Origin of the sequence: Streptomyces sp. NPDC050448 (genome assembly GCF_040655295.1) — a bacterium.
Classification (GTDB): domain Bacteria; phylum Actinomycetota; class Actinomycetes; order Streptomycetales; family Streptomycetaceae; genus Streptomyces.
Genome location: NZ_JBFAJR010000010.1, coordinates 139,056 through 162,566, shown reverse-complemented (window position 1 = coordinate 162,566; position 23,511 = coordinate 139,056). Strand labels below are relative to the sequence as shown.

Annotated in this window: 28 protein-coding genes; 13 read left to right on the top strand and 15 right to left on the bottom strand. The window is 71.6% G+C overall.

The genetic code is table 11. The features are described from left to right. Positions 1–122: 122 nt before the first annotated feature. A complete protein-coding gene (locus AB0I68_RS15120; RefSeq protein ID WP_363177715.1) occupies positions 123–1,562 on the bottom strand; it encodes an NAD(P)H-quinone dehydrogenase in 1,440 nt (479 codons plus the stop codon). Positions 1,563–1,783: 221 nt separating this feature from the next. Here AB0I68_RS15120 and AB0I68_RS15115 point away from each other — a divergent pair, with 221 nt between their 5' ends. The 3 genes from AB0I68_RS15115 to AB0I68_RS15105 all read left to right on the top strand — a co-directional run bounded on the left by AB0I68_RS15115 (position 1,784) and on the right by AB0I68_RS15105 (position 4,847). Then, positions 1,784–2,221, top strand: coding sequence for a gamma-glutamylcyclotransferase (locus AB0I68_RS15115; RefSeq protein WP_030290800.1), 438 nt, complete (start codon positions 1,784–1,786; stop codon positions 2,219–2,221). Positions 2,222–2,349: 128 nt separating this feature from the next. Continuing rightward, the gene (locus AB0I68_RS15110; RefSeq protein ID WP_363177713.1) at positions 2,350–3,156 is read left to right on the top strand and encodes a purine-nucleoside phosphorylase; all 807 of its coding nucleotides are present in this window, start codon (positions 2,350–2,352) and stop codon (positions 3,154–3,156) included. Positions 3,157–3,191: 35 nt separating this feature from the next. Further along, positions 3,192–4,847 carry a phospho-sugar mutase gene (locus AB0I68_RS15105; RefSeq protein WP_363177711.1) on the top strand — a complete coding sequence of 552 codons (1,656 nt, stop codon included), beginning with the start codon at positions 3,192–3,194 and terminating at the stop codon, positions 4,845–4,847. Positions 4,848–5,113: 266 nt separating this feature from the next. Here the strand turns inward: AB0I68_RS15105 and AB0I68_RS15100 are convergent, their stop codons facing one another. The 3 genes from AB0I68_RS15100 to AB0I68_RS15090 are packed head-to-tail and all read right to left on the bottom strand — an operon-like array spanning position 5,114 to position 6,937. After that, the gene (locus AB0I68_RS15100) at positions 5,114–5,665 is read right to left on the bottom strand and encodes a GNAT family N-acetyltransferase (RefSeq protein ID WP_363177710.1); all 552 of its coding nucleotides are present in this window, start codon (positions 5,663–5,665) and stop codon (positions 5,114–5,116) included. Continuing rightward, positions 5,658–6,650, bottom strand: a complete 993-nt coding sequence (locus tag AB0I68_RS15095) for a hypothetical protein (RefSeq protein WP_363177709.1) — start codon at positions 6,648–6,650, stop codon at positions 5,658–5,660. Before AB0I68_RS15095 ends, AB0I68_RS15100 begins: the two co-directional genes overlap by 8 nt. Before the next feature lie 32 nt (positions 6,651–6,682). After that, positions 6,683–6,937 carry a hypothetical protein gene (locus AB0I68_RS15090; protein ID WP_363177708.1) on the bottom strand — a complete coding sequence of 85 codons (255 nt, stop codon included), beginning with the start codon at positions 6,935–6,937 and terminating at the stop codon, positions 6,683–6,685. A gap of 152 nt (positions 6,938–7,089) precedes the next feature. Here AB0I68_RS15090 and AB0I68_RS15085 point away from each other — a divergent pair, with 152 nt between their 5' ends. Further along, entirely contained in the window at positions 7,090–7,236 is a 147-nt protein-coding gene (locus AB0I68_RS15085; RefSeq protein ID WP_363177707.1) for a hypothetical protein, read from the top strand. After that, positions 7,229–7,486 (top strand): hypothetical protein, encoded by a 258-nt coding sequence (locus AB0I68_RS15080; RefSeq protein WP_363177706.1) that lies wholly within the window; start codon positions 7,229–7,231, stop codon positions 7,484–7,486. The genes AB0I68_RS15085 and AB0I68_RS15080 overlap by 8 nt, the downstream gene beginning before the upstream one ends. A gap of 234 nt (positions 7,487–7,720) precedes the next feature. Here the strand turns inward: AB0I68_RS15080 and AB0I68_RS15075 are convergent, their stop codons facing one another. The 3 genes from AB0I68_RS15075 to afsQ1 are packed head-to-tail and all read right to left on the bottom strand — an operon-like array spanning position 7,721 to position 10,495. After that, positions 7,721–8,350: a hypothetical protein gene (locus tag AB0I68_RS15075; protein WP_363177705.1), complete on the bottom strand. Its 630-nt coding sequence runs from the start codon at positions 8,348–8,350 to the stop codon at positions 7,721–7,723. Beyond that, on the bottom strand, positions 8,334–9,764 hold the full coding sequence (locus AB0I68_RS15070) for a HAMP domain-containing sensor histidine kinase (RefSeq protein ID WP_363177784.1): 1,431 nt from the start codon (positions 9,762–9,764) through the stop codon (positions 8,334–8,336). The genes AB0I68_RS15075 and AB0I68_RS15070 overlap by 17 nt, the downstream gene beginning before the upstream one ends. 53 nt (positions 9,765–9,817) lie before the next feature. Then, entirely contained in the window at positions 9,818–10,495 is a 678-nt protein-coding gene (gene afsQ1 / locus AB0I68_RS15065; RefSeq protein ID WP_363177783.1) for a two-component system response regulator AfsQ1, read from the bottom strand. A gap of 178 nt (positions 10,496–10,673) precedes the next feature. Here afsQ1 and AB0I68_RS15060 point away from each other — a divergent pair, with 178 nt between their 5' ends. Further along, positions 10,674–11,378: a SigE family RNA polymerase sigma factor gene (locus AB0I68_RS15060; RefSeq protein ID WP_363177704.1), complete on the top strand. Its 705-nt coding sequence runs from the start codon at positions 10,674–10,676 to the stop codon at positions 11,376–11,378. A gap of 213 nt (positions 11,379–11,591) precedes the next feature. On the opposite strand, the gene AB0I68_RS15055 is transcribed toward AB0I68_RS15060, so the two are convergent. After that, complete coding sequence (locus AB0I68_RS15055) at positions 11,592–12,290, bottom strand: uridine kinase (protein ID WP_363177782.1); 699 nt, start codon at positions 12,288–12,290, stop codon at positions 11,592–11,594. A gap of 54 nt (positions 12,291–12,344) precedes the next feature. Here AB0I68_RS15055 and AB0I68_RS15050 point away from each other — a divergent pair, with 54 nt between their 5' ends. Further along, a complete protein-coding gene (locus tag AB0I68_RS15050; RefSeq protein ID WP_363177703.1) occupies positions 12,345–12,689 on the top strand; it encodes a hypothetical protein in 345 nt (114 codons plus the stop codon). A gap of 71 nt (positions 12,690–12,760) precedes the next feature. Here the strand turns inward: AB0I68_RS15050 and AB0I68_RS15045 are convergent, their stop codons facing one another. The 3 genes from AB0I68_RS15045 to deoC are packed head-to-tail and all read right to left on the bottom strand — an operon-like array spanning position 12,761 to position 16,069. Next, positions 12,761–13,672 (bottom strand): aldehyde dehydrogenase family protein, encoded by a 912-nt coding sequence (locus AB0I68_RS15045; protein WP_363177701.1) that lies wholly within the window; start codon positions 13,670–13,672, stop codon positions 12,761–12,763. After that, positions 13,665–15,101 (bottom strand): aldehyde dehydrogenase family protein, encoded by a 1,437-nt coding sequence (locus AB0I68_RS15040; RefSeq protein WP_363177699.1) that lies wholly within the window; start codon positions 15,099–15,101, stop codon positions 13,665–13,667. The genes AB0I68_RS15045 and AB0I68_RS15040 overlap by 8 nt, the downstream gene beginning before the upstream one ends. 5 nt (positions 15,102–15,106) lie before the next feature. After that, positions 15,107–16,069, bottom strand: a complete 963-nt coding sequence (gene deoC / locus AB0I68_RS15035) for a deoxyribose-phosphate aldolase (protein ID WP_363177781.1) — start codon at positions 16,067–16,069, stop codon at positions 15,107–15,109. A gap of 306 nt (positions 16,070–16,375) precedes the next feature. Here deoC and AB0I68_RS15030 point away from each other — a divergent pair, with 306 nt between their 5' ends. From AB0I68_RS15030 to AB0I68_RS15020, 3 genes are all read left to right on the top strand, one after another. Further along, positions 16,376–17,368 (top strand): hypothetical protein, encoded by a 993-nt coding sequence (locus tag AB0I68_RS15030; RefSeq protein WP_363177698.1) that lies wholly within the window; start codon positions 16,376–16,378, stop codon positions 17,366–17,368. 119 nt (positions 17,369–17,487) lie between these two features. Further along, positions 17,488–18,126 carry a class F sortase gene (locus AB0I68_RS15025; protein WP_363177697.1) on the top strand — a complete coding sequence of 213 codons (639 nt, stop codon included), beginning with the start codon at positions 17,488–17,490 and terminating at the stop codon, positions 18,124–18,126. A gap of 25 nt (positions 18,127–18,151) precedes the next feature. Then, positions 18,152–18,793, top strand: coding sequence for a PH domain-containing protein (locus AB0I68_RS15020; protein ID WP_363177695.1), 642 nt, complete (start codon positions 18,152–18,154; stop codon positions 18,791–18,793). Positions 18,794–18,898: 105 nt separating this feature from the next. Here the strand turns inward: AB0I68_RS15020 and AB0I68_RS15015 are convergent, their stop codons facing one another. Beyond that, on the bottom strand, positions 18,899–19,039 hold the full coding sequence (locus AB0I68_RS15015) for a hypothetical protein (protein WP_363177694.1): 141 nt from the start codon (positions 19,037–19,039) through the stop codon (positions 18,899–18,901). A 177-nt stretch (positions 19,040–19,216) separates the two neighbouring features. Here AB0I68_RS15015 and AB0I68_RS15010 point away from each other — a divergent pair, with 177 nt between their 5' ends. Both AB0I68_RS15010 and AB0I68_RS15005 read left to right on the top strand, forming a co-directional pair. Continuing rightward, on the top strand, positions 19,217–19,798 hold the full coding sequence (locus tag AB0I68_RS15010; RefSeq protein WP_363177693.1) for a VanZ family protein: 582 nt from the start codon (positions 19,217–19,219) through the stop codon (positions 19,796–19,798). A 44-nt stretch (positions 19,799–19,842) separates the two neighbouring features. Continuing rightward, positions 19,843–20,043, top strand: coding sequence for a PspC domain-containing protein (locus tag AB0I68_RS15005; protein WP_363177691.1), 201 nt, complete (start codon positions 19,843–19,845; stop codon positions 20,041–20,043). Positions 20,044–20,085: 42 nt separating this feature from the next. Here the strand turns inward: AB0I68_RS15005 and AB0I68_RS15000 are convergent, their stop codons facing one another. From AB0I68_RS15000 to AB0I68_RS14990, 3 genes are all read right to left on the bottom strand, one after another. Continuing rightward, positions 20,086–20,856, bottom strand: coding sequence for a hypothetical protein (locus tag AB0I68_RS15000; protein WP_363177690.1), 771 nt, complete (start codon positions 20,854–20,856; stop codon positions 20,086–20,088). Positions 20,857–21,049: 193 nt separating this feature from the next. Further along, positions 21,050–21,328, bottom strand: a complete 279-nt coding sequence (locus AB0I68_RS14995; protein ID WP_363177689.1) for a hypothetical protein — start codon at positions 21,326–21,328, stop codon at positions 21,050–21,052. Positions 21,329–21,467: 139 nt separating this feature from the next. After that, the gene (locus tag AB0I68_RS14990) at positions 21,468–22,616 is read right to left on the bottom strand and encodes an adenosine deaminase (protein WP_363177688.1); all 1,149 of its coding nucleotides are present in this window, start codon (positions 22,614–22,616) and stop codon (positions 21,468–21,470) included. A gap of 113 nt (positions 22,617–22,729) precedes the next feature. Between AB0I68_RS14990 and AB0I68_RS14985 the strand changes: the two genes are divergently transcribed. Further along, entirely contained in the window at positions 22,730–23,461 is a 732-nt protein-coding gene (locus AB0I68_RS14985; RefSeq protein WP_363177687.1) for an alpha/beta hydrolase, read from the top strand. Positions 23,462–23,511 lie beyond the last annotated feature (50 nt).

Here is a 23,511-nt window from a genome sequence, read left to right as displayed (position 1 = left end):
ACCGAAGTTGTCCATAAAACAGGGCGACTAGTGGTATACGCGTCCGGACGGCTGAGTGAACGTCTCTCCACTCCGCGGCGGTCCGCCCCAAGTCCCCTTGCGACGTGGGGCGGTTGCCGGCCTCACGCCTCGCCGGCGGCCTTCCGCGTGTGCAGCTGGCGCGCCACCTCGGCGATCGAACCCGACAGCGAGGGGTACACCGTGAACGCGTTTGCGATCTGCTCGACGGTCAGGTTGTTGTCGACGGCGATCGAGATCGGGTGAATCAGCTCGCTGGCGCGCGGCGACACGACCACGCCGCCCACGACGATCCCGGTGCCGGGGCGGCAGAACAGCTTGACGAAGCCGTCCCGGATGCCCTGCATCTTGGCGCGCGGGTTGCGCAGCAGCGGGAGCTTCACCACGCGGGCGTCGATCTTGCCTGCGTCCACGTCGGCCTGGGTGTAGCCGACGGTGGCGATCTCCGGGTCGGTGAAGACGTTCGAGGAGACCGTCTTCAGGTTCAGCGGGGCCACGGCGTCGCCGAGGAAGTGGTACATCGCGATGCGCCCCTGCATGGCGGCGACGGAGGCCAGCGCGAAGACGCCGGTCACATCGCCGGCCGCGTACACGCCGGGCGCGGACGTACGGGAGACCTTGTCGGTCCAGATGTGCCCGGAGTCCTTGAGCCGGACCCCGGACTCCTCGAGGTTCATGTCCCTGGTGTTCGGGATCGCGCCGACCGCCATCAGGCAGTGCGTGCCGGTGATGACCCGGCCGTCGGAGAGGGTGACCTCGACGCGGTCGCCGACCCGCTTGGCGGACTCGGCGCGGGAGCGGCCGATGACGTTCATGCCGCGGCGGCGGAAGACGTCCTCGAGGACGGCGGCCGCGTCCGGGTCCTCGCCGGGCAGCACGCGGTCCCGGGAGGAGACCAGGGTCACCCGGGAGCCGAGGGCCTGGTACGCGCCGGCGAACTCGGCGCCGGTGACACCCGAGCCGACCACGATGAGCTCCTCGGGGAGCTCGTCCAGGTCGTAGACCTGGGTCCAGTTCAGGATCCGCTCGCCGTCGGGCATCGCGTCCGGGATCTCGCGGGGGTGGCCGCCGGTCGCGATGAGCACGGCGTCGGCCGTCAGGATCGTCTCGGTGCCGTCGGCGGCGGTGACGATGACGTCGCGCGTGCCGTCGATGCCCTGCGGGCCGCCGAGCTTGCCGCGGCCCCGTACGACGCGGGCGCCGGCCCGGGTGACGGAGGCGGTGATGTCGTGCGACTGGGCGAGCGCGAGGCGCTTGACGCGCCGGTTCACCTTGCCGAGGTCCACGCCGACGACGCGCGCGGCCTGCTCCAGGGGCGGGGTGTCGTCGGCGACGACGATGCCGAGCTCCTCGTACGACGAGTCGAAGGTCGTCATGACCTCGGCGGTCGCGATGAGAGTCTTGGAGGGCACGCAGTCGGTCAGCACCGACGCGCCGCCCAGACCGTCGCAGTCGACGACGGTCACCTCCGCGCCGAGCTGGGCCCCCACGAGGGCCGCCTCATACCCGCCGGGTCCGCCGCCGATGATCACGATCCGGGTCACGAAAACTCCGCCTCACGTCTACCCGGCCGGCTGCCGCCCCGGCCGGGGCTTCCGGGGGGTCTCCCCGGGGGATGCATTCCGTGCCCCATTGTCCCGCACGCTTCAAGGTGCTTCTCCCCCGGTCCGGCCTCCCCCAGACTACGTCCGGGGGGACCCCCAGGCGCCGTCCGGACGCCATCCGGGCACGCGGCCATCCCCACCCCTCCCGTACCCTCGACCTCATGTCGCTCTACGCCGCGTACGCCGGCAACCTCGACCCGCGGCTGATGACGCGCCGCGCTCCGCATTCGCCGCTGCGCGGCACGGGCTGGATCAACGACTGGCGGCTGACCTTCGGCGGTGAGCAGATGGGGTGGGAGGGCGCCCTGGCCACGATCGTCGAGGCCCCGCGCCACCAGGTGTTCGTCGCCCTGTACGACATCGCGCCGCTGGACGAGGACTCCATGGACCGGTGGGAGGGCGTCGGGCTCGACATCTACCGCCGGATGCGGATCCGCGTCCACACGCTGGACGGCGAGGAGGCGGCGTGGTGCTACGTGCTGAACGGCTACGAGGGCGGCCTGCCCTCGGCCCGCTACCTCGGTGAGCTCGCCGACGCGGCCGAATCGGCGGGTGCGCCGCACGACTACGTGATGGAACTCCGCAAGCGTCCCTGCTAGGGAACTGCGGCCTCGCCGACGCCGGAGACCCCGAAGGGACGATTCGGCGGAAACGACAAAGCAACGATCCGAACACCGTGAGCTGCGCCATCTACGCGCGTAGGCAATGAGCGGTTACGCTCGTCTGCGTGAACGCATCTGTTACCGACCCCTTCGCCGACGCCACCGCCGCAGCCGCCCGTCTGCGTGAACTGACCGGCGCCGAATCCCACGATGTCGCCCTCGTCATGGGCTCCGGCTGGGCCCCCGCCGCAGAGGCGCTGGGCGCACCCGAGGCCGAGTTCTCCGTCACCGAGCTGCCCGGCTTCCCGCCGCCCGCAGTCGAGGGCCACGGCGGCAAGATCCGCTCGTACAAGATCGGCGACAAGCGCGCGCTGCTCTTCCTCGGCCGGACCCACTACTACGAGGGCCGCGGCGTCGCCGCCGTCGCCCACGGCGTGCGCACCGCCGTCGCCGCCGGCTGCAAGACCATCGTCCTGACCAACGGCTGCGGCGGTCTGCGCGAGGGCATGAAGCCCGGCCAGCCCGTCCTGATCAGCGACCACCTCAACCTGACGGCCACCTCGCCGATCGTCGGCGCGAACTTCGTGGACCTGACCGACCTGTACTCGCCGCGCCTGCGCGCGCTGTGCAAGGAGATCGACGAGACCCTCGAAGAGGGCGTCTACGTCCAGTTCCCCGGCCCGCACTACGAGACCCCGGCCGAGATCAACATGATCCGCGTCATGGGCGCCGACCTGGTCGGCATGTCCACGGTGCTCGAGGCCATCGCCGCCCGCGAGGCCGGCGCCGAGGTCCTCGGCATCTCGCTGGTCACCAACCTGGCCGCGGGCATCTCCGGCGAGCCGCTGAACCACGAAGAGGTGCTCCAGGCCGGCCGTGACTCGGCCTCGCGCATGGGCAAGCTGCTGACCCAGGTCCTCGCCCGCATCTGAGGCATCGGCACCGTACGAGAGACAAGGCGGAAGTAGTGCAGGAACAGGACGACCTGATCACCCGGGCCCAGGCCTGGCTGGCGGAGGACCCGGACCCCGAGACGGCGGACGAGCTCGCCAAGCTCATCGAGGCCGGGGACGTCACGGAACTCGCGGACCGGTTCTCCGGCACGCTCCAGTTCGGCACCGCCGGACTGCGCGGCGAGATCGGCGCGGGCCCGATGCGGATGAACCGCTCGGTGGTCATCCGGGCCGCGGCGGGCCTCGCGGCCTACCTGAAGGCCCAGGGACACGCCGGCGGCCTGGTCGTCGTCGGCTACGACGCGCGGTACAAGTCGGCCGACTTCGCCCGCGACACCGCCGCCGTGATGACCGGCGCGGGCCTGCGCGCGGCCGTCCTGCCCCGCCCGCTGCCGACGCCCGTCCTCGCGTACGCCATACGGCACCTGGGTGCCGTCGCCGGCGTCGAGGTGACCGCGAGCCACAACCCGCCCCGGGACAACGGCTACAAGGTCTACCTCGGCGACGGCTCGCAGATCGTGTCCCCCGCGGACACGGAGATCGCCGCGGAAATCGAGCGGGTGGACACCCTCGCCTCGGTCCCCCGTCCGGAGTCCGGCTGGGAGAACCTCGGCGACGAGGTCCTGGAGGCCTACCTGGCCCGTACGGACGCCGTCCTGACCCCCGGCTCCCCGCGGGGCGTGCGGACCGTCTACACCGCCATGCACGGCGTCGGCAAGGACGTCGTCCTGGCCGCCTTCGCCCGCGCCGGCTTCCCGGCCCCCGTCCTCGTGGCCGAGCAGGCGGAGCCGGACCCGGCCTTCCCGACGGTGGCCTTCCCCAACCCGGAGGAGCCGGGCGCCATGGACCTGGCCTTCGCCAAGGCCGCCGAGGCGCACCCGGACATCGTGATCGCGAACGACCCGGACGCGGACCGCTGCGCGGTCGCCGTCCCGGACGACGCGGCCGCCGGGGGCTGGCGGATGCTGCGCGGCGACGAGGTCGGCGCGCTGCTCGCCGCCCATCTGGTCCACAAGGGCGCCCAGGGCGTCTTCGCCGAATCCATCGTCTCGTCCTCCCTCCTGGGGCGGATCGCCGAGGCGGCGGGCGTCGGCTACGAGGAGACCCTCACCGGCTTCAAGTGGATCGCCCGTGTGGAGGGCCTGCGCTACGGCTACGAGGAGGCGCTCGGCTACTGCGTGGACCCCGAGGGCGTCCGCGACAAGGACGGCGTCACCGCCGCCCTGCTCGTGGCGGAGCTGGCCTCGGAGCTCAAGGAGCAGGGCCGCACGCTGACCGACCTGCTGGACGACCTGGCGATGGAGCACGGCCTGCACGCCACCGACCAGCTGTCGGTCCGCGTCTCGGACCTGTCGGTCATCGCCTCGGCGATGGCCGCGCTGCGGGCGGAGCCCCCGGGCTCCCTGGCGGGCCTGCGCGTCACCTCGGCGGAGGACCTGAACCGGGGCACGGCGGCCCTCCCGCCCACGGACGGTCTGCGCTACTACCTGGAGGGCGACTACAAGGCCCGGGTGATCGTGCGCCCGTCGGGCACGGAGCCGAAGCTGAAGTGCTACCTGGAGGTCGTGGTCCCGGTGGCGGACGCCGCGGACCTCGCCCCGGCCCGCACCCGCGGCCAGGAGATCCTGGACGCGATCAAGAAGGACCTGTCGGCAGCCGCCGGCATCTGATCCTTCACGCGCCGCTCGCGCGGCTCGGCCCCCGCCCGTCCCCGGTCCCCGTCCCGTCCGACGGGGACCGGGGTCACCTCGGCCCCCTGAGCTCCGGCTCGGGGGGCCGTTGGCGTTGCCGGGGGGCGGTACCTCGCTTGCGGCGCGGGCCGGCCATCTCCCCCTCGAGGTACCGGGCTCGGTCAGTGGTCGCCCACCCGCCCCCCGGGTGCGTCAGATCGCTACGCACTTCTCCGGTCTCGGCGTCCGCCTGCCGCCCAGGGCGTTCAGCCGAGGTTGAGCAGCATCACGTCGTGCAGGGGTGCGCCGGCCCACGGGTGCGCATCACCCACCTTGCGGTAGCCCCATGCGCGATACGCGGCCACGGCCGCTTCGCTGTCCGGGTGGACGTTGAGCAGGACCCGTTCGGCGTCGACGGCGGCGAGCAGGGTTTCGTGCAGGCGGCTGGCAACACCCTGGCGACGCCAGGCGGCGCGCACGGCGAGTTCCATCAGGCCGAAGGTTCGGCGGCCGTCCTCGCGGCTCATGTCCTCAGGCACCGGCTCCGTAAGCTGGTCCCACCAACCCGTCTGCGGGCCGAGGGGGTACCCGTACGCCATGCCGACCGGCTGGCCGCCTTCAGCCGTCGCCAGCGCTCCGAGGAAGGTGCTCTTGCGTGTCTGGGCCCGGAAGCGACGGAAGGTGCCCGACACCGCCTCCTCGGTTTCGGCATAGGGCGGTTCGGCGAACGCCTCGGCGTAGACCAGGCGGAAGGCGTCCTGTGCCCTCGCCGCAGCCGAGCCGTCGAGCCGTACGACGCGGATCTGTGACTCACTCATCGCAGACCCGTTCGAACGTCTCGTGAATGCGCGCGACGCAGTCGCGGGCGGTCCGACTGGCAATCTCGGCCGCCGACCTCTGGAAGGCACACACCTTGCCGAGCAAGCGGGGAGAAGCGATCCCACCCCACGTGTCCAGTACGCCGTCTACCTCAGCACACGCTTCTTCGACCTCTCCGGCTGCCAGCAGGGCATGGGCGAACCTGACCCGGTAGGAGGCACTGTTCCGGGCCAGATCGCCACCGATGCCGTGCACGGCGGCCCGAAGGAAGGGCACCGCCCGCTGTGGCTGGTTCGCCCTCATGTACATGTCGGCCGTGGCGTAGTCGACTTCGAACGGCCCGACAAACCTCGCCCAGTTGGGGACGTCTTCGTCGGAATCAACGCGCCCTTGATACTGAACGGATCGACTGAGAGCCCGGCGTGCGCTCGCCAGATCCCCTGAGTAAATGGCCACGTTGGCACTCCGAAGTGCGATCACGAGATGAACCGTCGCACCGGCCTGTGTCCGAGCCGCCAGACGGTAGGCGTTCTCCACAGCGCTCGCCGCCTCCCACGTTCGATCTGCCTTGATCGCCAGCAGTACGAGGGTCTCCAGCACGGAAATCTGAAGGAGAGGGTCTTCGACAAGCTGAGCCGCGGCAAGGGCTTCCATGCATGCCGACCTGCCCTCGGCAATGCGGCCGCCGTCATAGCCGTACCAGGCCCGGTGCCCATGCAATTCGGCGAGCATCTTTTGGAGCTCGCGCCCAACAGCGGAGGTGTACAACCCGTTGCCCAAGGCGCTGGTGATGTCCGCCTCGATATGACCGGCTTGGATGCCCGCCGGCGCGCTGCCCTTGGTGTGGTCGGTCCGGTAGAGCTCTTCGAGTCGCTCGCGCAGACGCCCGAGCTCGAACGCACCCACTCGCGGCCCCGGCACAGCGGGGATGAACGCCGCCGCTACGAGGGCGCCCGCGTCCGCGACGAAGGTTCTTCTCTTCACGTTCCCAGAATCACTGATCGGCTCTGCCACCGTCACGCGATGCCGAGGAACCTCAAACCCCATCTCGGCAGCGGGACACCGAACATCGCCTCCAGGACGATTTGTTGGCCCGGGTGAGGAAGGGGTGGCGGCGTCTCGTTCTCCCAGCGCCGTAACTGGCGGACGCTCACCGCAGCGGCGATGCCGAGCCTCGCTGCCTCCGCGGCGAATGCCGAGACGAACGACGCCTGCGTGTATCCCGCTGCCTGGCGTAACGGGACCAGCTTCTTCACCAGCTCGCTCACCATCCGTGCGTCGTCCGTGACGGTTTCAGGATACGGGCAGCGGGTGGCGGCGAGAGGAAACGTCCGCCTGAACGTCCGCCCTCCCAGCCACCGCGGCACCTCCCTGGGCGCTGGACTTGGCTCCACGCCACCCCGCGCGAAAGGCAGGAGGATCCATGACCACGATCCACGAGCGAGCCGCCCAAGACGACCCTTGGCCCGAGCCAGAGGCCAGGACCGGACCCAGTCAGGAACTTCTCGACCGTGCGCGGGTCGGCTGGGAACGCTTCCTCGACACCTTCGAGGCGGCATCCGATGAGTGAGCAGTACGAGTACGTCCCTCACCGCCTCCTGCACCGCCGCGTCCGCGACATCGCGTCCGGTACCGAAGGTGAGCTGATGGCCGTGGTCAACGAGAACGTGTCCGGCACCGGAGCCGCGCAGTGGATCCGGCTGGCCTACATCCGCGACCCGTCCGGTCTCGAATTCACCACCGCAGCAGGCAACATCGTGCCCGCCGACTACATCGACACCTTGGAAGCCTGCCTGAACCGGCGGGGGCCATCGAACTGACCACGGTCAGCCCTGGACGGCCGTCGGAGGCCGTGCCCGTTCCAGGGCCAAGGCCCCCGCTGCGCGGGGCTCTCTCCCCGCGCAGCGCAGAGGCACCCCGCAGGGCCCTCCCGAGCCGGAGCTCACGGGGCCGGGGCAGGGGGCCGAAGCCCCGGCCCCACTCGCCGGTCGGAGACCGGCGCGGCGGCGCGAAGCCGGGGAGGCGCCCTGGCGCCGAGCCGCGCGAGCGGGGCGTCAGGAGGGAGAAGGGCTGGCCGTCGGACGGACCAGTTCGCCCAGGGTCGGCACCGACTCCGGGCGGGAGCGGACCGCTTCCGTGCACTCCCAGGCCCTCGGCGGATCCGCGTCCGGCCCGCCCAGGACCACCGGCCCCGGCCCCGCCGACACCGCCTCGCTGCCCGCCAGCGTGCACACCACCTGCGACAGCGCGACCGGCGGCAGGTCCTCCGGCTTGCGGCTGAGCCGAATCGTGCCCGCCGGGTCGCCCGCGCGCACCGGCGCGACCGTCAGCCCCTCCGGGACCGCGGTCGTGAAGCCCGCGTCCCGCTCCTCCCCCGGCGGCTCCCGCTCCAGCGCCTCCAGCAGCGCCTCGGCGACCAGCACCACGGGGTCGCTTACCGGCTTCTTCTCCGGCACCGGCACCACGCGCTCCACACCGACCAGTTGCGATCCGCACACCAGTTCCACCGTGGCCCGGAAGCCCTGCACCCCGGTCTGCGGCACCGGGGTGTCGCACGACACCCGCGACGGCGCCGGACCGACGTCCACCGGCACCGTCGTCGCCCTGATCCCGCACCCGGACACCAGACACGACAGGGCCCACAGCACCACACCCGCCCGGGCGGCCCTAAGCGTCCGCGTCACCGGCGATCACCTTCCCCACGTCCACCGGCAGCCGCAGCGTGAACAGCGCGCCGCCCTCCGGCCCGTTGGCGGCGGTGATGTCGCCGCCGTGGATGTGCGCGTTCTCCACGGCGATCGACAGGCCCAGCCCGCTGCCGTCCGACTTCGGCCGCGAGGCGCTCGCCTTGTAGAACCGGTCGAAGACGTGCGGCAGCACCTCCTCCGGGATGCCCGGCCCGTTGTCCTGGACCGCGATCACCAGCCACTCGCCCTCGACGACCACCGACACCCGCACCGGCGAGCCGCCGTGCTTGAGCGCGTTGCCGATCAGGTTGGCGAGGATGACGTCGAGCCGGCGCGGGTCGAGCCGCGCCACGATGCCCCGCTCGGCGTCGAGTTCGACCGCGTCGAGCCACGCCCGTGCGTCGATGCACGCCGTCACCTGGTCGGCGACGTCCACGTCGTCCAGCACCAGCCGCGCCGTCCCCGCGTCGAAGCGGGTCACCTCCATCAGGTTCTCGACCAGGATGTTCAGCCGCCGGGTCTCGCTGACCACCAGGCCCACCGCCGGCGCGATCATCGGATCGAGGTCGTCGACCTCCTCCTCCAGCACCTCGGCGACCGCCGTCAGCGCCGTCAGCGGAGTGCGCAGTTCGTGCGACATGTCCGCGACGAAGCGCCGGCTGGCCTCCTCCCGCGCGCTCATGTCGGCGACCTTCTTCTCCAGCGCCTCCGCCGTCTTGTTGAACGTGTGCGACAGATCGGCGAGTTCGTCGGTCCCCGACACCTCGAGCCGGTGGTCCAGCTCGCCCTCGCCCAGGCGCCGCGCCGCATCCCCCAGCCGCTGTACGGGCTTGAGCACGGTCCGGGCCGCCGCCTGCGCCAGCAGCGCCGACCCGAGCAGCGCGAGGCCCGTGGCGATGGTCAGCGACCAGCCCAGCGCGTTCAGGTCGTCCCTCTCCTGCGCCAGGGACTTGTACATGTAGCCGGTCGGCCCGCCGCCCACGATCCGCGTCCCGCCGACCAGGTACGGATTGCCGCGCGGCTTCGTCCGCTGCCAGTACACGTGGTACTCGGAGTCGTTCGCGGCCGTCGCCTTCTGCCGGTCGTTCACCGCACGCTGCAGCGAGGCCGGTACGTCGTCCAGCCCGAAGGAGTCGGGACCGGCCGCGCCGAACACCTTGCGGTGGTCCTTGCGCTCGTCGACCAGCAGTACGCTGTAGCCGGGGCTGCTGCCCGCCATCAGTTCGGCGGTGCGCTGCATCTCCTCGGGCGTCGGGTCGGCGGGCAGCGCCGCGGCCCGGTTCTGCATCTCCTGGCGGAAGTCGCCGAGGGCCGCGTCCTGGGTACGGGTGAGCACCGCCTCGCGGTTCAGCCAGTACGCGATCCCGGACGCGGAGACCGCGGCCACCAGCGCGACCAGGCAGAACACCATCAGGAGCCGCAGCCGCAGGCTGGTCCAGCGCCGGCCCGCGAACAGGGCTTTGATCACTGCGGCGAGTCCAGCCGGTAGCCGACACCACGGACGGTCCGGATGAGGGTGGGCGAGGACGGTACTTCCTCGACCTTGGCGCGCAGCCGTTGTACGCAGGCGTCCACGAGCCGGGAGTCGCCGAGGTAGTCGTGCTCCCAGACCAGCCGCAGCAGCTGCTGCCGGGAGAGCGCCTGCCCGGGCCGGCGGCTGAGCTCCAGCAGCAGCCGCAGCTCGGTCGGCGTCAGCTGGAGGTCCTCGCCGTTCTTCGTGACCGTCATCGCGGCCCGGTCGATGACCAGGGACCCGAAGACCGCGGAGTCGCTGGCCTCCCGCTCCCCACGGCGCAGCACGGCCCGGATCCGGGCGTCGAGCACCCGGCCCTGGACGGGTTTGACGACGTAGTCGTCGGCGCCGGACTCCAGGCCCACCACCACGTCGATGTCGTCATTGCGTGCGGTGAGCAGGATGATCGGCAGCTGGTCGGTGCGGCGGATCCGCCGGCACACCTCGAAACCGTCGATCCCGGGCAGCATCACGTCCAGCACGATCAGGTCCGGCCGCTGCTCGCGCAGCAGTTTCAGGCCGTCCTCGCCCGTCGCCGCGGTGGCCACACGGTGGCCCTGGCGAGACAGGGAGAGTTCGAGGGCCGTGCGGATGGCGTCGTCGTCCTCGATCAGCAACAGGAAAGGCACGGCCTCATTCTGTCCCATCGACCGTTGGTAGTTCGACCGCCGGGTGCAAGGGATCGCACAGGAGGTCGCTGTGACAGGCCTGTGACAGTCGGCGGACACCCCGGTTAAGTCGGCCGGGCAGTCTTCTACCAACGAACCGAGCAGGATCCGAAGCAGACTCCACGACGGGGGGCGCGAGATGAACACGCTGCACAGCACCAGCACCAGCGCGGTTGTCACGCGGCTGCACGATGTGAACCGCCGGGCAGGTGTCCGTTCGGTGACGGTCGCCCGTCCGCGGCCGGCGCACACGGTGGCCATCGACGCGAACACCTACCGGCCTTCCGTCCCGGTGCAGCAGGCCCCCGAGCTCTCCTCCACCTCGGAGGCCGAGTTCACGGCGTACGTCCAGGAGCGGCGGGCCGCCCTGTACGCGACGGCCTTCCACCTGACCGGTGACCGTTACGAGGCCGAGGACCTGCTGCAGAGCGCGCTGTTCTCCACGTACCGCGCCTGGGACCGGATCAGCGACAAGGCGGCCGTCGGCGGGTACCTGCGGCGCACGATGACGAACCTGCACATCAGCGCGTGGCGTCGGCGCAAGCTCAACGAGTACCCGACGGAGGAGCTCCCGGAGACGGCCTCCGACACGGACGCGATGCGGGGTACGGAGCTGCGCGCGGTGCTGTGGCAGGCACTGGCCCGCATCCCGGAGCCGCAGCGCACGATGCTGGTGCTGCGGTACTACGAGGGCCGCACGGACCCGGAGATCGCGGAGATCCTGGGGATCAGCGTCGGCACCGTGAAGTCGAGCATCTGGCGGTCGCTGCGGCGGCTGCGGGACGACGAGGTGCTGAGCTTCGGCCGCGACGAGGCGGAGTCCTTCGAGGAGCTCGTCGCGTAACGCGGCACACCACAGACCATGGGCCAGGGGGCCCGTCCTACGGGGGTGGGACGGGGGTCCGCGGGGGGAGAAGGCGGGGTCAGGCGGCCGGGGGGCCGCGTGATCCCGCCTTCTCGATGTGCACATCCGGCGCCGTCGGCGCGCGAGGCGCGGGGGCCTAGCCAGTGCGGCGCCCTCGCAGCGGCGCCACGGGGGCGCCGCACCGGACACCCCCTAGGCCGGGGCGGTGGTGCGGTGGCGGCCCGCCGCGCAGGCGGCCAGGCGGCCGAGGGCTTCGTCGCGGCCGCAGGCGTACGCGCCGAGGGCGGTGTGCCGGGCCACGATGCCCCGCTCCGCCCGCATCAGCCGCCATCCCCTGCGCAGCAGGAACGGCAGCGACTTGCGGCCCTCGCGCAGGTCCCGCGTCAGCCTCCGCCGGAACGTCGTCGACGGCCTTCCCCGCAGGCAGATGGCGTCCGCCAGCAGCCCCAGTTCCTGGCACCGGGCCACGATGTCGGACGCGAAGATCCCCTCCGCGATGAAGAGCGGGGTGCGCGAGATGTCCAGCGTGTCGGCGCCGGTCCGCGAGGAGGTGGCGATGGAGTACACCGGCACCTGCGTGCGGCCTGCCGCGCAGAGTTCGATGACGGCGGCGACCGCCGCATCGGCGTCCCACGACAGCGGGGAGTCCCAGTCGATGTCGGAACTGCCCTCGACCAGCGGGAGGGTCGGGTCGTCGCCCTCCTTGTAGAAGTCGTCCAGGCGCAGCACCGGTAGCCCGGAGCGGGCGGCCAACGACGACTTGCCGGAGCCCGAAGGCCCGGTCAACAGGACGACACGCGTAGGCAAAGGAGAGGAGGAGCTCACGGGACACCAGTCTGAACCATTCCCCCGCGCAGGGGATGCCTCCGGTGGCCGGTTGGTATCCAGGATCACACCTCGACTACGCTGCGTGTGCACGCGACTACGACCTCAGGCGGGATCCCCATGGCACGTCACGCAGCCCCCGGCAGCTCCACCCTGCGCTCCGCAGGCCTCACGCTCTCCATGGCCGGTGCGGCCCTGGCCATGGCCGCCGGCGGCGCCCAGGCCGGTGAGCTCTCGGTCCCGGCGGCCCTCGCCGGGGTCGCCGACCCGATCGCGAACCTCAAGGTGAATCCCCTGGCCCACACCGGCGTGGACCCGCTCGACAACGGCGTGGCCACCAAGGTCGCGGACTTCCCGCCGGTCGGCACCACCATGGTCACGGGGATCCTGACGCAGGGGCCGTCCGTCGGCGAGCTGCCCGAGGCGGCCGCGTCCTCGCTGCTGGGGCCGCTGCTGCCGAAGTAGGAGGGGCGGGGACGCGAAGGCCCCGGCTGCGTGGGGAGACGCTGCCGGGGCCGGTTCACGCAGGTGATCTTCTAGTACGAGGATCCGCCCGAGCCCAGCGAACCCGTCGGGTGCCAGACCGTCTTCGTCTCCAGGAACGCCGTCATGCGCGACGTGCCCGGGTCGGCGCTCCAGTCGTCCACAGGCTGTGGACGCAGGACGCGCTTGAGGTTGTCGGCCGCGGCGATCTCCAGCTCCTTGGCCAGCGCCGCGTCGGCACCCGCCAGGTCGATCGCGTTGACGTCCTGGTGGGACGCCAGGTGCGGGCCCATCTCGCCGGCCTTGCCGGACAGGATGTTGACCACGCCGCCCGGCAGGTCGGAGGTGGCCAGCACCTCGCCCAGGGAGAGGGCCGGAAGCGGCGCCTTCTCCGAGGCGATCACGACCACCGTGTTGCCCGTCGCGATCACCGGGGCGATCACCGAGACCAGGCCCAGGAACGAGGACTCCTGCGGGGCGACGACCGTGACGACACCGGTCGGCTCCGGGGTGGAGAGGTTGAAGAACGGGCCCGCGACCGGGTTGGCCCCGCCCACGATCTGGCCGATCTTGTCGGTCCAGCCCGCGTACCAGACCCAGCGGTCGATGGCCGCGTCGACGACGGCGGCGGCCTTCGACTTGGACAGCCCCTCGGCCTCGCCGACCTCGCGGACGAACTGCTCGCGGCGGCCCTCCAGCATCTCGGCGATGCGGTAGAGGATCTGCCCGCGGTTGTACGCGGTCGCGCCCGACCAGCCGCCGAAGGCCTTGCGGGCCGCGACGACCGCGTCACGGGCGTCCTTGCGGGAGGACAGGGGGGCGTTGGCCAGCCACTTGCCCTTGCCCCCGCCCGATGTTTTGGCGCTCACCTCGTACACCCGGCCGCTCTCGGAACGCGGGAACTTCCCGCCCACGTACAGCTTGTAGGTCTTGAAGACGCTCAGACGCGTCGAAGACTCAGACATCGAGGTAGCCCTCCAGGCCGTGGCGGCCGCCCTCGCGGCCGAAGCCCGACTCCTTGTAGCCGCCGAAGGGCGAGGCCGGGTCGAACTTGTTGAACGTGTTGGCCCACACCACACCGGCGCGGAGCTTGTTCGCGACCGCGAGGATGCGCGAGCCCTTCTCCGTCCAGATGCCTGCGGACAGGCCGTACTGGCTGTTGTTGGCCTTGGCGACGGCCTCGTCCGGCGTACGGAAGGTCAGCACGGACAGCACCGGGCCGAAGATCTCGTCGCGGGCGATGGTGTGCGCCTGGGTGACGTTCGTGAAGAGCGTCGGGGCGAACCAGTAGCCGGACGACGGCAGCTCGCACGCCGGGGACCAGCGCTCGGCGCCCTCGGCCTCGCCGGTCTCCGCGAGCGCGGTGATCCGGGCCAGCTGCTCGGCGGAGTTGATCGCGCCGATGTCGGTGTTCTTGTCGAGCGGGTCGCCCAGGCGCAGGGTGCTCAGGCGGCGCTTGAGGGAGTCCAGCAGCTCGTCGTGGATCGACTCCTGGACCAGCAGGCGCGAGCCCGCGCAGCAGACCTGGCCCTGGTTGAAGAAGATGCCGCCCACGATGCCCTCGACGGCCTGGTCGATGGGGGCGTCGTCGAAGACGATGTTGGCGCCCTTGCCGCCCAGCTCCAGGGTGACCTTCTTGTCCGTACCGGCGATCTGGCGGGCGATGGCCTTGCCGACCGCGGTCGAGCCGGTGAAGGCGACCTTGTTGACGTCCGGGTGCTCGACGAGGGCCGCACCCGCGTCGCCGTACCCCGTGAGGATGTTGACGACACCCTTGGGCAGGCCCGCCTGGCGGCAGATGTCCGCGAAGAACAGGGCGGTGAGCGGGGTGGTCTCGGCGGGCTTGAGGACGACCGTGTTGCCGGTCGCGAGCGCCGGGGCGATCTTCCACGCGAGCATCAGCAGCGGGAAGTTCCACGGGATGACCTGGCCGGCCACACCGAGCGGGCGCGGGTTCGCGCCGTAGCCGGCGTGGTCGAGCTTGTCGGCCCAGCCCGCGTAGTAGAAGAAGTGCGCGGCGACCAGCGGGAGGTCCGCGTCGCGGGTCTCCTTGATCGGCTTGCCGTTGTCCAGGGTCTCCAGGACGGCCAGCTCGCGACTGCGCTCCTGGATGATCCTGGCGATGCGGAAGAGGTACTTGGCGCGCTCGGAGCCAGGCAGCGCGGACCACGTCGCGAAGGCCTTGCGGGCGGCCTTGACGGCGCGGTCGACGTCGGCGGCGCCGGCCTGGGCGACCTCGGAGAGGACCTCCTCGGACGACGGCGAGACGGTCTTGAAGACCTTGCCGTCGGCGGCGTCGGTGAACTCACCGTCGATGAAGAGCCCGTACGAGGGGGCGATGTCGACGACCGAGCGGGACTCGGGAGCCGGTGCGTACTCGAATGCAGATGCCATGGTGATCAGTCCACCGTCACGTAGTCGGGACCGGAGTAACGGCCGGTGCTCAGCTTCTGGCGCTGCATCAACAGGTCGTTGAGCAGGCTGGAGGCGCCGAAGCGGAACCAGTGGTTGGTCAGCCAGTCCTCGCCCGCGGTCTCGTTGACCAGGACCAGGAACTTGATGGCGTCCTTGGTGGTCCGGATGCCGCCGGCCGGCTTCACGCCGATCTGGATTCCAGTCTGCGCCTTGAAGTCGCGGACGGCTTCGAGCATGAGCAGCGTATTGGCGGGGGTGGCGTTGACGCCGACCTTGCCGGTGGAGGTCTTGATGAAGTCGGCGCCCGCGAGCATGCCGATCCAGGAGGCCCGGCGGATGTTGTCGTACGTCGACAGCTCGCCGGTCTCGAAGATGACCTTGAGGCGGGCGGCCGTGCCGTCGGGGCGTACGCACGCCTCCTTGACGGCCTTGATCAGCTCGTACGTCTCCAGGTAGCGGCCGGCGAGGAAGGCGCCACGGTCGATGACCATGTCGATCTCGTCGGCGCCGGCGGCGACGGCGTCATGGGTGTCCGCGAGCTTGACGGGCAGCGCGGCACGGCCGGCCGGGAAGGCGGTCGCGACGGAGGCCACCTTGACGTCGGCGCCGTTCAGGGCCGCCTTGGCGGTGGCCACCATGTCGGGGTAGACGCAGACCGCGGCGGTCATGGGAGTGCTGCGGTCGGTCGGGTCGGGGTTGACGGCCTTTGCGGAGAGCGCTCGGACCTTGCCCGGGGTGTCCGCACCCTCAAGCGTGGTCAGGTCGATCATCGAAATGGCCAGGTCAATGGCGTACGCCTTGGCCGTGGTCTTGATCGAACGGGTACCGAGCGCGGCCGCGCGGGCCTCCAGGCCGACGGCGTCTACGCCGGGCAGCCCGTGCAGGAAGCGGCGCAGCGCGCTGTCGGACGTCGTCACGTCAGCGAATGCGGTGAGGGTGGTGGGCATGGTCACCAGATGAGCATATCTACGCGCGTAGCGGCCTGTCACCCCCCGCGGGCGCACATCTGTGCGGGGTGGGCCACATCCGGGCGCGGCGGGGTCGAACCGGGGCCCGACCTGCGGACCGCTGACCTCCGCTTTTCCTGTTACACGGCGAGGACAGGAACCCGATCCTCCAGTCGAACAGGATCCGTAAATTTCTCTTCAGCAGCCCGCCAGACCTCACCGGATGAAAGCTTCGGCAGAGAACCCGTAGAGAAAAAGGGGCATGCGACTCTCCCACCATCCGCGACACAGTTTCCAGGAGTCGTTATGCGTTCCGCCCTCCGCACCTCGATCGTCACCGCCGCCCTCGCCGGGGCGCTGCTGGCTCCCGCCGCGACCGCGCTCGCCGCGACCGCCCCGCAGAGCGCGACGACGGTGACTGCGGCCGTGTCTGCCAACGACCGCTACGCGGGCGAGCCGGTCTACGTCGGCAACGGGATGGTCGCGGTGCTGCGCAACGAGGCCGAGGGCCCGGAGGCCTGGATCCGCTACGTGGGTGACCAGTGGAAGCCGGGCGACAACTACATGGTCCACGTCGTGGCCCTGGTCAGCCGCCAGCAGACCAGCGCCGAGGCCCACGGGGCGTCCTTCGAGCTCACCAAGGCGCAGACGGCCTCCCCGGTGCTCGTCGTCACCACGAAGGGCGTCGCCAAGTCCTACCCGCTGCCCAAGGGCAAGACCGGCCAGGTCTGCTCGGCCGAGAAGACGCAGAGCATCGGCGCCGGCATGAACGCCAAGCTGTCGATGTCCCCCGACGGCCCGCGGGCCGAGATCTGGGCCGCCGGCGAGGACACCGCCTTCCGGATCCTGGACCGCGGCTTCCCGGCGCTGCCCGAGTCGGCCGGCATCCTCGCCCGCATCGTGAACCCCAGCGGCGCCGCGCCCGTCTTCGAGTACAAGACCCAGGGCGGCGACACCACGCTCGGCCGGACTTCCTTCCCGGCGCTGCCCAAGGGCTGCAAGCCGAACTACAAGGTCACGGAGGAGCAGGCCACCGACAAGCCCGCGCCGAAGCCCCAGCCGACCGCCACGGCCTCCACCAAGCCGGCCTCCGCCAAGACGGCCGCCGACGTGAAGCCGCAGACGGGCGCGCAGACCGTGGTCGTACCCCAGGGCGGGGTCGCCGCCGGCGCGGAGATCGCCGCTGAGGACACCGACAACAGCATCACCCTGGCGGCGGGCGGCGGCCTGATCGCGATCCTCGCCGTGCTCGGCGCGGCCTGGACCGCCCGCAACCGCACCGCCCGCAACCGCGGCTGACCCGCACCACCTGCACCGCCTCAGAACGCCCGGCCCTCCTCAGGCCACCGCACCACCCACACCCCATCCGGCGGGCCGCTCCAGTGGCGGCCCGCCGGGCCCGTTTCCCGGAGCACCCCATGGCCCACCGCGTCCGCCCCCTGCTCGCCGCCGCCCTGCTCGGTCCGCTCGCCCTCGCCGCCCTGACCGGCTGCGGCGGTGCACCGGCCGCACCCACGCCCCCGCCGCACATCGCCGCGGCGGCCACCGCGCCGGCGCGGGCCGCGGCCCGCCCCGCCCCGACGGCGGCCACGCCCGTCGCCCCGCTGCCCGCCTCGGAGCCGGTACGGGTGCGGATCCCCGCGGCCGGGGTGGACACGGGCCCGCTGCTGAAGCTGGGCCTGGCCGCCGACGGCACCGTCGAGGTGCCCTCCGTGGCGGACGGGGACCGGATCGGCTGGTACACCAAGGCCGTCACCCCGGGCGAGACCGGCCCGGCCGTGCTGATCGGGCACTTCGACACCGCCCGCGGCCCGGCCGTCCTGCGCAACGTCTCGAAGATCCACACGGGCGACGAGATCACCGTCTCCCGGGCGGACGGCGGCGCCGCCGTCTTCCGCGTGCGCGAGCTGGAACAGGTCGACAAGAAGAGCTTCCCGACCGCCAAGGTGTACGGGAACACCGAACGCCCCGAACTGCGGCTGATCACCTGCGGCGGCGAGATCACCGACGGCCACCGCCCCGACAACATCATCGTGTACGCCGATCTCGTGGGCTGAGACCGCGTGAGGCAGAATCGGGCGCATGAGCAGCCAGCAGCCCACTGACGAGCCGGTGTACGACGACCGGGTCTACCGCTCCCCCATGGCCGTCGTCACCGGGGTCCTGCTGCTCGCGCTCATCGCGTGGCTGTGCGGGGACGCCATCGTGCGGGGATCGGGGAACGCCCCGTGGTTCGCCGCGGCGGTCGCCCTGCTGGCGGTACCGCTGACCGTGGCGTTCACCATCCGCCCGGCCGTCTTCGCCAACGACGACCGGATGCGCGTACGGAACCCCTTCCGGGTCATCGAGCTGCCCTGGGCAGCCGTGGACGCGGTGCGTGCCGGGTACTCGGCGGAGGTGCTGGCCGAGGGGTCGAAGTACCAGCTGTGGTCCGTCCCGGTCTCGCTGCGCGAGCGGAAGAAGGCGAGCCGGCAGCAGCTGAGCCGCCGCGGCGGGATGAGCGGCAAGGGCCTGAGCTCGCCGGAGCAGGCCGATGCGGCGGCCGCCGTCGAACCGCCGCGGGCCCACGCGGACCAGGTGGTGGACGAGCTGCGGGAGCTGGCCGAGCGCGGGGCCTCGCGGGCCGGCGCCCAGGGCAGCGTGCGCGTGCGGTGGTCGTACGAGGTCATCGCGCCCGTCGCCGCGGGCGCGGTGTTCCTGATCGTGCTGCTCGCCGTCCTCTGACGGCGGGCCCGGCGAGATCCCGTCGGCCCCGCCCGGATCTCGCAGCCGGTCCGGACGTTCGCACCCCACGGCCCGTTCACCCGTTCAGGCGCCTGCGCCTGCGCCTCACCAGGCCCGGGGGACGCCGAGACCGGCGAGGGCCGCGGCCAGCGCCCGGGCGCAGACCCCGGCCACGATCGTGCGCAGCGGCCGGCGTGCGCCGCCCCGTGCTGTTCTGCGCCGTGCTGCACTGCGTCGTGTGGGCATGACTGTTTCTCCTTCGGCTGCCTCCGGTGGGCCACGGTCACTGTGCGTGCACACGGCGGTACCGGAGGTGGGCACGTCGGCGACCCGCCGCGCTTTCATCCGATCGGATCGTCATATGCCGCCCGCTCGCCCCATCCGGTCGGAACCGCGGCCACCGGGCGCTGCGTCCTCGCAGGTGTGCAGCGCAATGAGGTCGGCCGCAGTGCCGCCACCGCCATTCACCTCCGGCTCCGGCTCCTGGGCGGGGGGCTGCTGGTCGCTCATCTCCTCCTCGTTGCCTGGCTCACCCTGCGGCCCCTGGACGTGCCCTGGGCGGCTGCCGCGAATCTGACCCCGCTGGAGGGGATCCGGGCGGATCTCTCGTACGGACCGCTCGAGGCGGCCCGGCGGATCGGGGAGGGGCTGGCGCTGCTCGCCCCGCTCGGGGTGCTGCTGCCGCTCGTGGGCGGGAACCTGGCGTCCTCGCCGCTGGCCGCGTGCTCCTCGCTGGGCCGGACCGCCGCCGCGGGCGTGCTGGTCTCGCTCAGCATCGAAATGCTCCAGAGCGCCGTCCCCGGGCAGGTGGTCGACGTGGACTCGGTCCTGCTGAACGGCCTCGGCGTGGTGCTCGCGCACGTGGCCGTCGTACCGGCGCTGCGTGCGCGGCTGCGGCGCCCCCGACGGTCGCAGCGGTCCTCTCAGGGGTCCACCCCGAGGATTCCCAGGGTCGGGCTCGGTCCCTGGACCGAGGTTTTGTCCGCGGTGCCGCGGGAGTATTGAGGCATCGCGGGAAAACCGCCCGCGCAGCCCACAGAGGAGAACCCATGAGCGCCATTGCCCGCCCCCGTGACGGCCGCTGGATCGGCGGCGTCTGCGCCGGACTGGCGCGCCGCTTCGGAATTTCCGCGAACACGATGCGCGTGATTTTCGTCGTCTCGTGCCTGCTGCCCGGCCCGCAGTTCCTGATCTACCTGGCGCTGTGGGTGCTCCTGCCGAACGAGAAGTCCGCCTCCGACGCCTGGTAGGGCGGCAGAGGCGGAATTCCGGTTCGTCACATCCGGGACCGGTCAGCCCGCGCCGCGGACCTTCTCGAGCTGCTTGTCCGCCACCTCGTGCGGGACCTGCGGCTTCTGCCGGCCCGCCGCCACGTTGAGGGCCATCAGGCGCACGATGGTGGCGCCCTGGCGTACGACGACCACGTGGACCTGAGCCGAGACGCCCTGGGCGACCGCGGTCGTGGTCCAGCTGACGCTCTCGTCGCCGGCGGTCTTGTACTCGGCCGGCCGCACCTCGCGGTAGCTGCCGCTCTGCTTCTCGACGGTGGCGGTGAAGCCCGTACTGCAGGCGGCGACCGCGTCCTTCAGCCGGGCGATCAGCGCCTTGGCGTCGCTCTCGGCGTAGGAGCTGACGGAGGCGGAGACGGCCAGTCCGACCTGCTTCTGGGAGCCGACACCGCGGTTGACGGTCTCGCGCGCGGCCGGGTCGGGCTTGTCGCCCATGATGTCGGCCAGGGGCTGGCAGGCCTTGCGGTCGGCCTGCGGCTGGCCGTCGGGGGCGTTCGGGTTCTTGCCCTGCGCGGAGACCTGGTAGCCGGGCAGATCGCCCTGTTCGAGCGCGGAGCGCTCGAGCTTGCTCGCCCCGGCCTTGGGCGCGGCCGAGCCGCCCGGGGCACCGCCGGGGGACGCGGCGGGCGAGCCCGCGGGGGCGGAGCCCTTGGAGTCGGGCGCCGTGCCGGCCGCGGGGGCGTCCTTGCTGCTGCACCCCACGGCTCCCAGGAGGAGGGCGGGGAGTAGGGCGGCGGTGGCCGCTCCGACCGTGACCCGTGCCTTCGAGCGCATGACCGAACCCTCTCTCTCCCCCAGCTACCGCTGGGCGGTGCCCCCACCAGCTGCCGTGGGCGGTGCCTCCACCCATGCGTCGGCGGGCAGTTGGTGCTGATCGTGGCACACGGCACGACGTGGCACATACCCGATCGAACCGGCGTGCGCCACGTGTGCTCGCGTACGAATCCGCGTGCGGATCCGGTGGGAATCAGCCGCCGAGCGCGCCACCGATGGGCAGTCCGCCGAGCGTGGGGCCGAGCGCGTCGGCGATCTGGCCGACGGGGGCGGTCGGGTCGCTGGACTGCTGGCCGTCCGCGGCGGCGACCTTCTGCTGGCTCGTGACTCCCTGGGCGGCGCCGGTGACGGTGCCCAGGGCGTCGGAGAGGCCGATCGCGGGCACGGCGGCCGAGGCGGTACCGGCGGCGACGGCGACGAAGGCGGCACCGAGAGCGGCGGCACCGAGGGTCTTGGCAGCTGACTTCTTCATGAAGATGAGTCCTTGCGAAGGGGAATTGAGCGGCTCCGCAAACTAGTCACGCCAAACCCCCGGCCGCAAACATACGTAAATACGAGAAAGCGCCCGGGAATTGCTCCTCCCGGACGCTTTCCGTATGTCACGCCGTGGCCTAGGCCGAGACAGACCCGCTGGTCGAAGCGGTCTGCTGGAACAGCCATTCCGACTTCAGCTCCGCATAACCGGGCTTGATGACCTCATTGATCATGGCCAGTCGTTCATCGAAAGGAATGAACGCGGACTTCATCGCATTGACGGTGAACCACTGCATGTCCTCGAGGGTGTAGCCGAAGGTGTCGACCAGGTGCTCGAACTCGCGGCTCATGCTGGTGCCGCTCATCAGGCGGTTGTCGGTGTTGACCGTCAGCCTGAAGTGCAGCTTCCGCAGCAGCCCGATCGGGTGCTCGGCGTACGAGGCGGCCGCGGCGGTCTGCAGGTTCGAAGTGGGGCACATCTCCAGCGGGATGCGCTTGTCCCTGACGTACGAGGCCAGCCGGCCCAGCTTCACCGAGCCGTCGGCGGCGACCTCGATGTCGTCGATGATCTTCACGCCGTGACCCAGGCGGTCGGCGCCGCACCACTGCAGGGCCTGCCAGATCGACGGCAGGCCGAAGGCCTCGCCCGCGTGGATGGTGAAGTGGTTGTTCTCGCGCTTGAGGTACTCGAACGCGTCGAGGTGGCGGGTGGGAGGGAACCCGGCCTCGGCGCCGGCGATGTCGAAGCCGACCACGCCGTTGTCGCGGTAGCGGTTCGCCAGTTCGGCGATCTCCAGCGCGCGGGCGGCGTGGCGCATCGCGGTGAGCAGGGCGCCGACGCGGATGCGGTTGCCGTTGGTCCGTGCGCGGCGCTCGCCCTCGCGGAAGCCCTCGTTGACCGCCTCGACGACCTCTTCGAGGGTCAGTCCGGCTTCGAGGTGCTGCTCGGGGGCGTAGCGGATCTCGGCGTACACGACGCCGTCCTCGGCCAGGTCCTGAGCACACTCGGAGGCGACCCGGAAGAGGGCCTCCTTCGTCTGCATGACGGCGCACGTGTGCGCGAACGTCTCCAGGTAGCGCGGGAGGGAGCCGGAGTCGGCGGCTTCCCGGAACCAGATGCCGAGCTTGTCGGCCTCGGTCTCGGGGAGGTTCTCGTAGCCGACCTTGTCGGCCAGTTCGATGATGGTCCCGGGGCGCAGACCACCGTCGAGGTGATCGTGGAGCAGCACCTTCGGGGAGCGGCGGATCTGATCCGGGGTCGGCAGGCTGGGGGTCTCGCTCGTCATCCGGGCACTCTACTCCTACGCGCGTAGAGCAGCGCGTCGGCGACGAGCGTCGATACGTAACAGAGACCGTACGGACGGGTGGCGTACACCTGTCAGTCTGAGACTGTTCCGCCATGGCACAGCATGCGCCGCCGGCGCGCGGGGCCCGCCTGGGGCGGGCGGCCGGCGCGAACGGCTCGGTCTCGATGGGAACCACAGTCAACGGGGCGGTCCTCCTGCTCCCCGGGGCGTCCAGATGGCCCCCCGGTCCGGTGCGCCCGCTCGCGCGGGCACTGGCCCGGGCGGGCGGGGCGGACGGGCTGGTCGTGCACACCGTCCTGCACGGCAGGGGGGCCTGCCGTGAGGACGACGCACGGTGGGCGGCCGACGAGGTGGTGCGCAGGTACGGGGACGTGCCGGTGTGCCTCGCCGGCTACGACGCGGGCGGCCGGGCGGCGCTGCGGGCGGCGGGCCACGACGCCGTCAACTCGGTTCTGGCGCTTGCCCCTTCCTTGGGCAAGGTGGTGTCGGCGGATTCCCCGGAACCGGTGAAACAGCTGTCGGGGCGGCAGGTGCTGATCGTGCACGGGACCAACGACGCGCACAGCGATCCAGAAGCATCGTTTCGGCTGGCGGCGCGGGCGAAGAAGGCGAACCGCGCGACGTGCCGCTTCGAGGTGCACTCGGACGGGCACCGGCTGCGGGAACACCAGGCGGAAGTCGTGGCGCTGTCCGTGGATTTCGTCATGGGGGCGATGTGCTCGGGACGGTACTCGCGGCCGGTGACGGACGCGCTGGCGGCGCCCCCGCCGCTGGGGCTGCGGATGCCGCTCGCCTCCGGGTTCGGACGTTCGCTGCGGGGGTGACCTGCGCGGGCGACGGGATGAGGCGCCGGGTCGTCCGAGCGTAGAGTGAG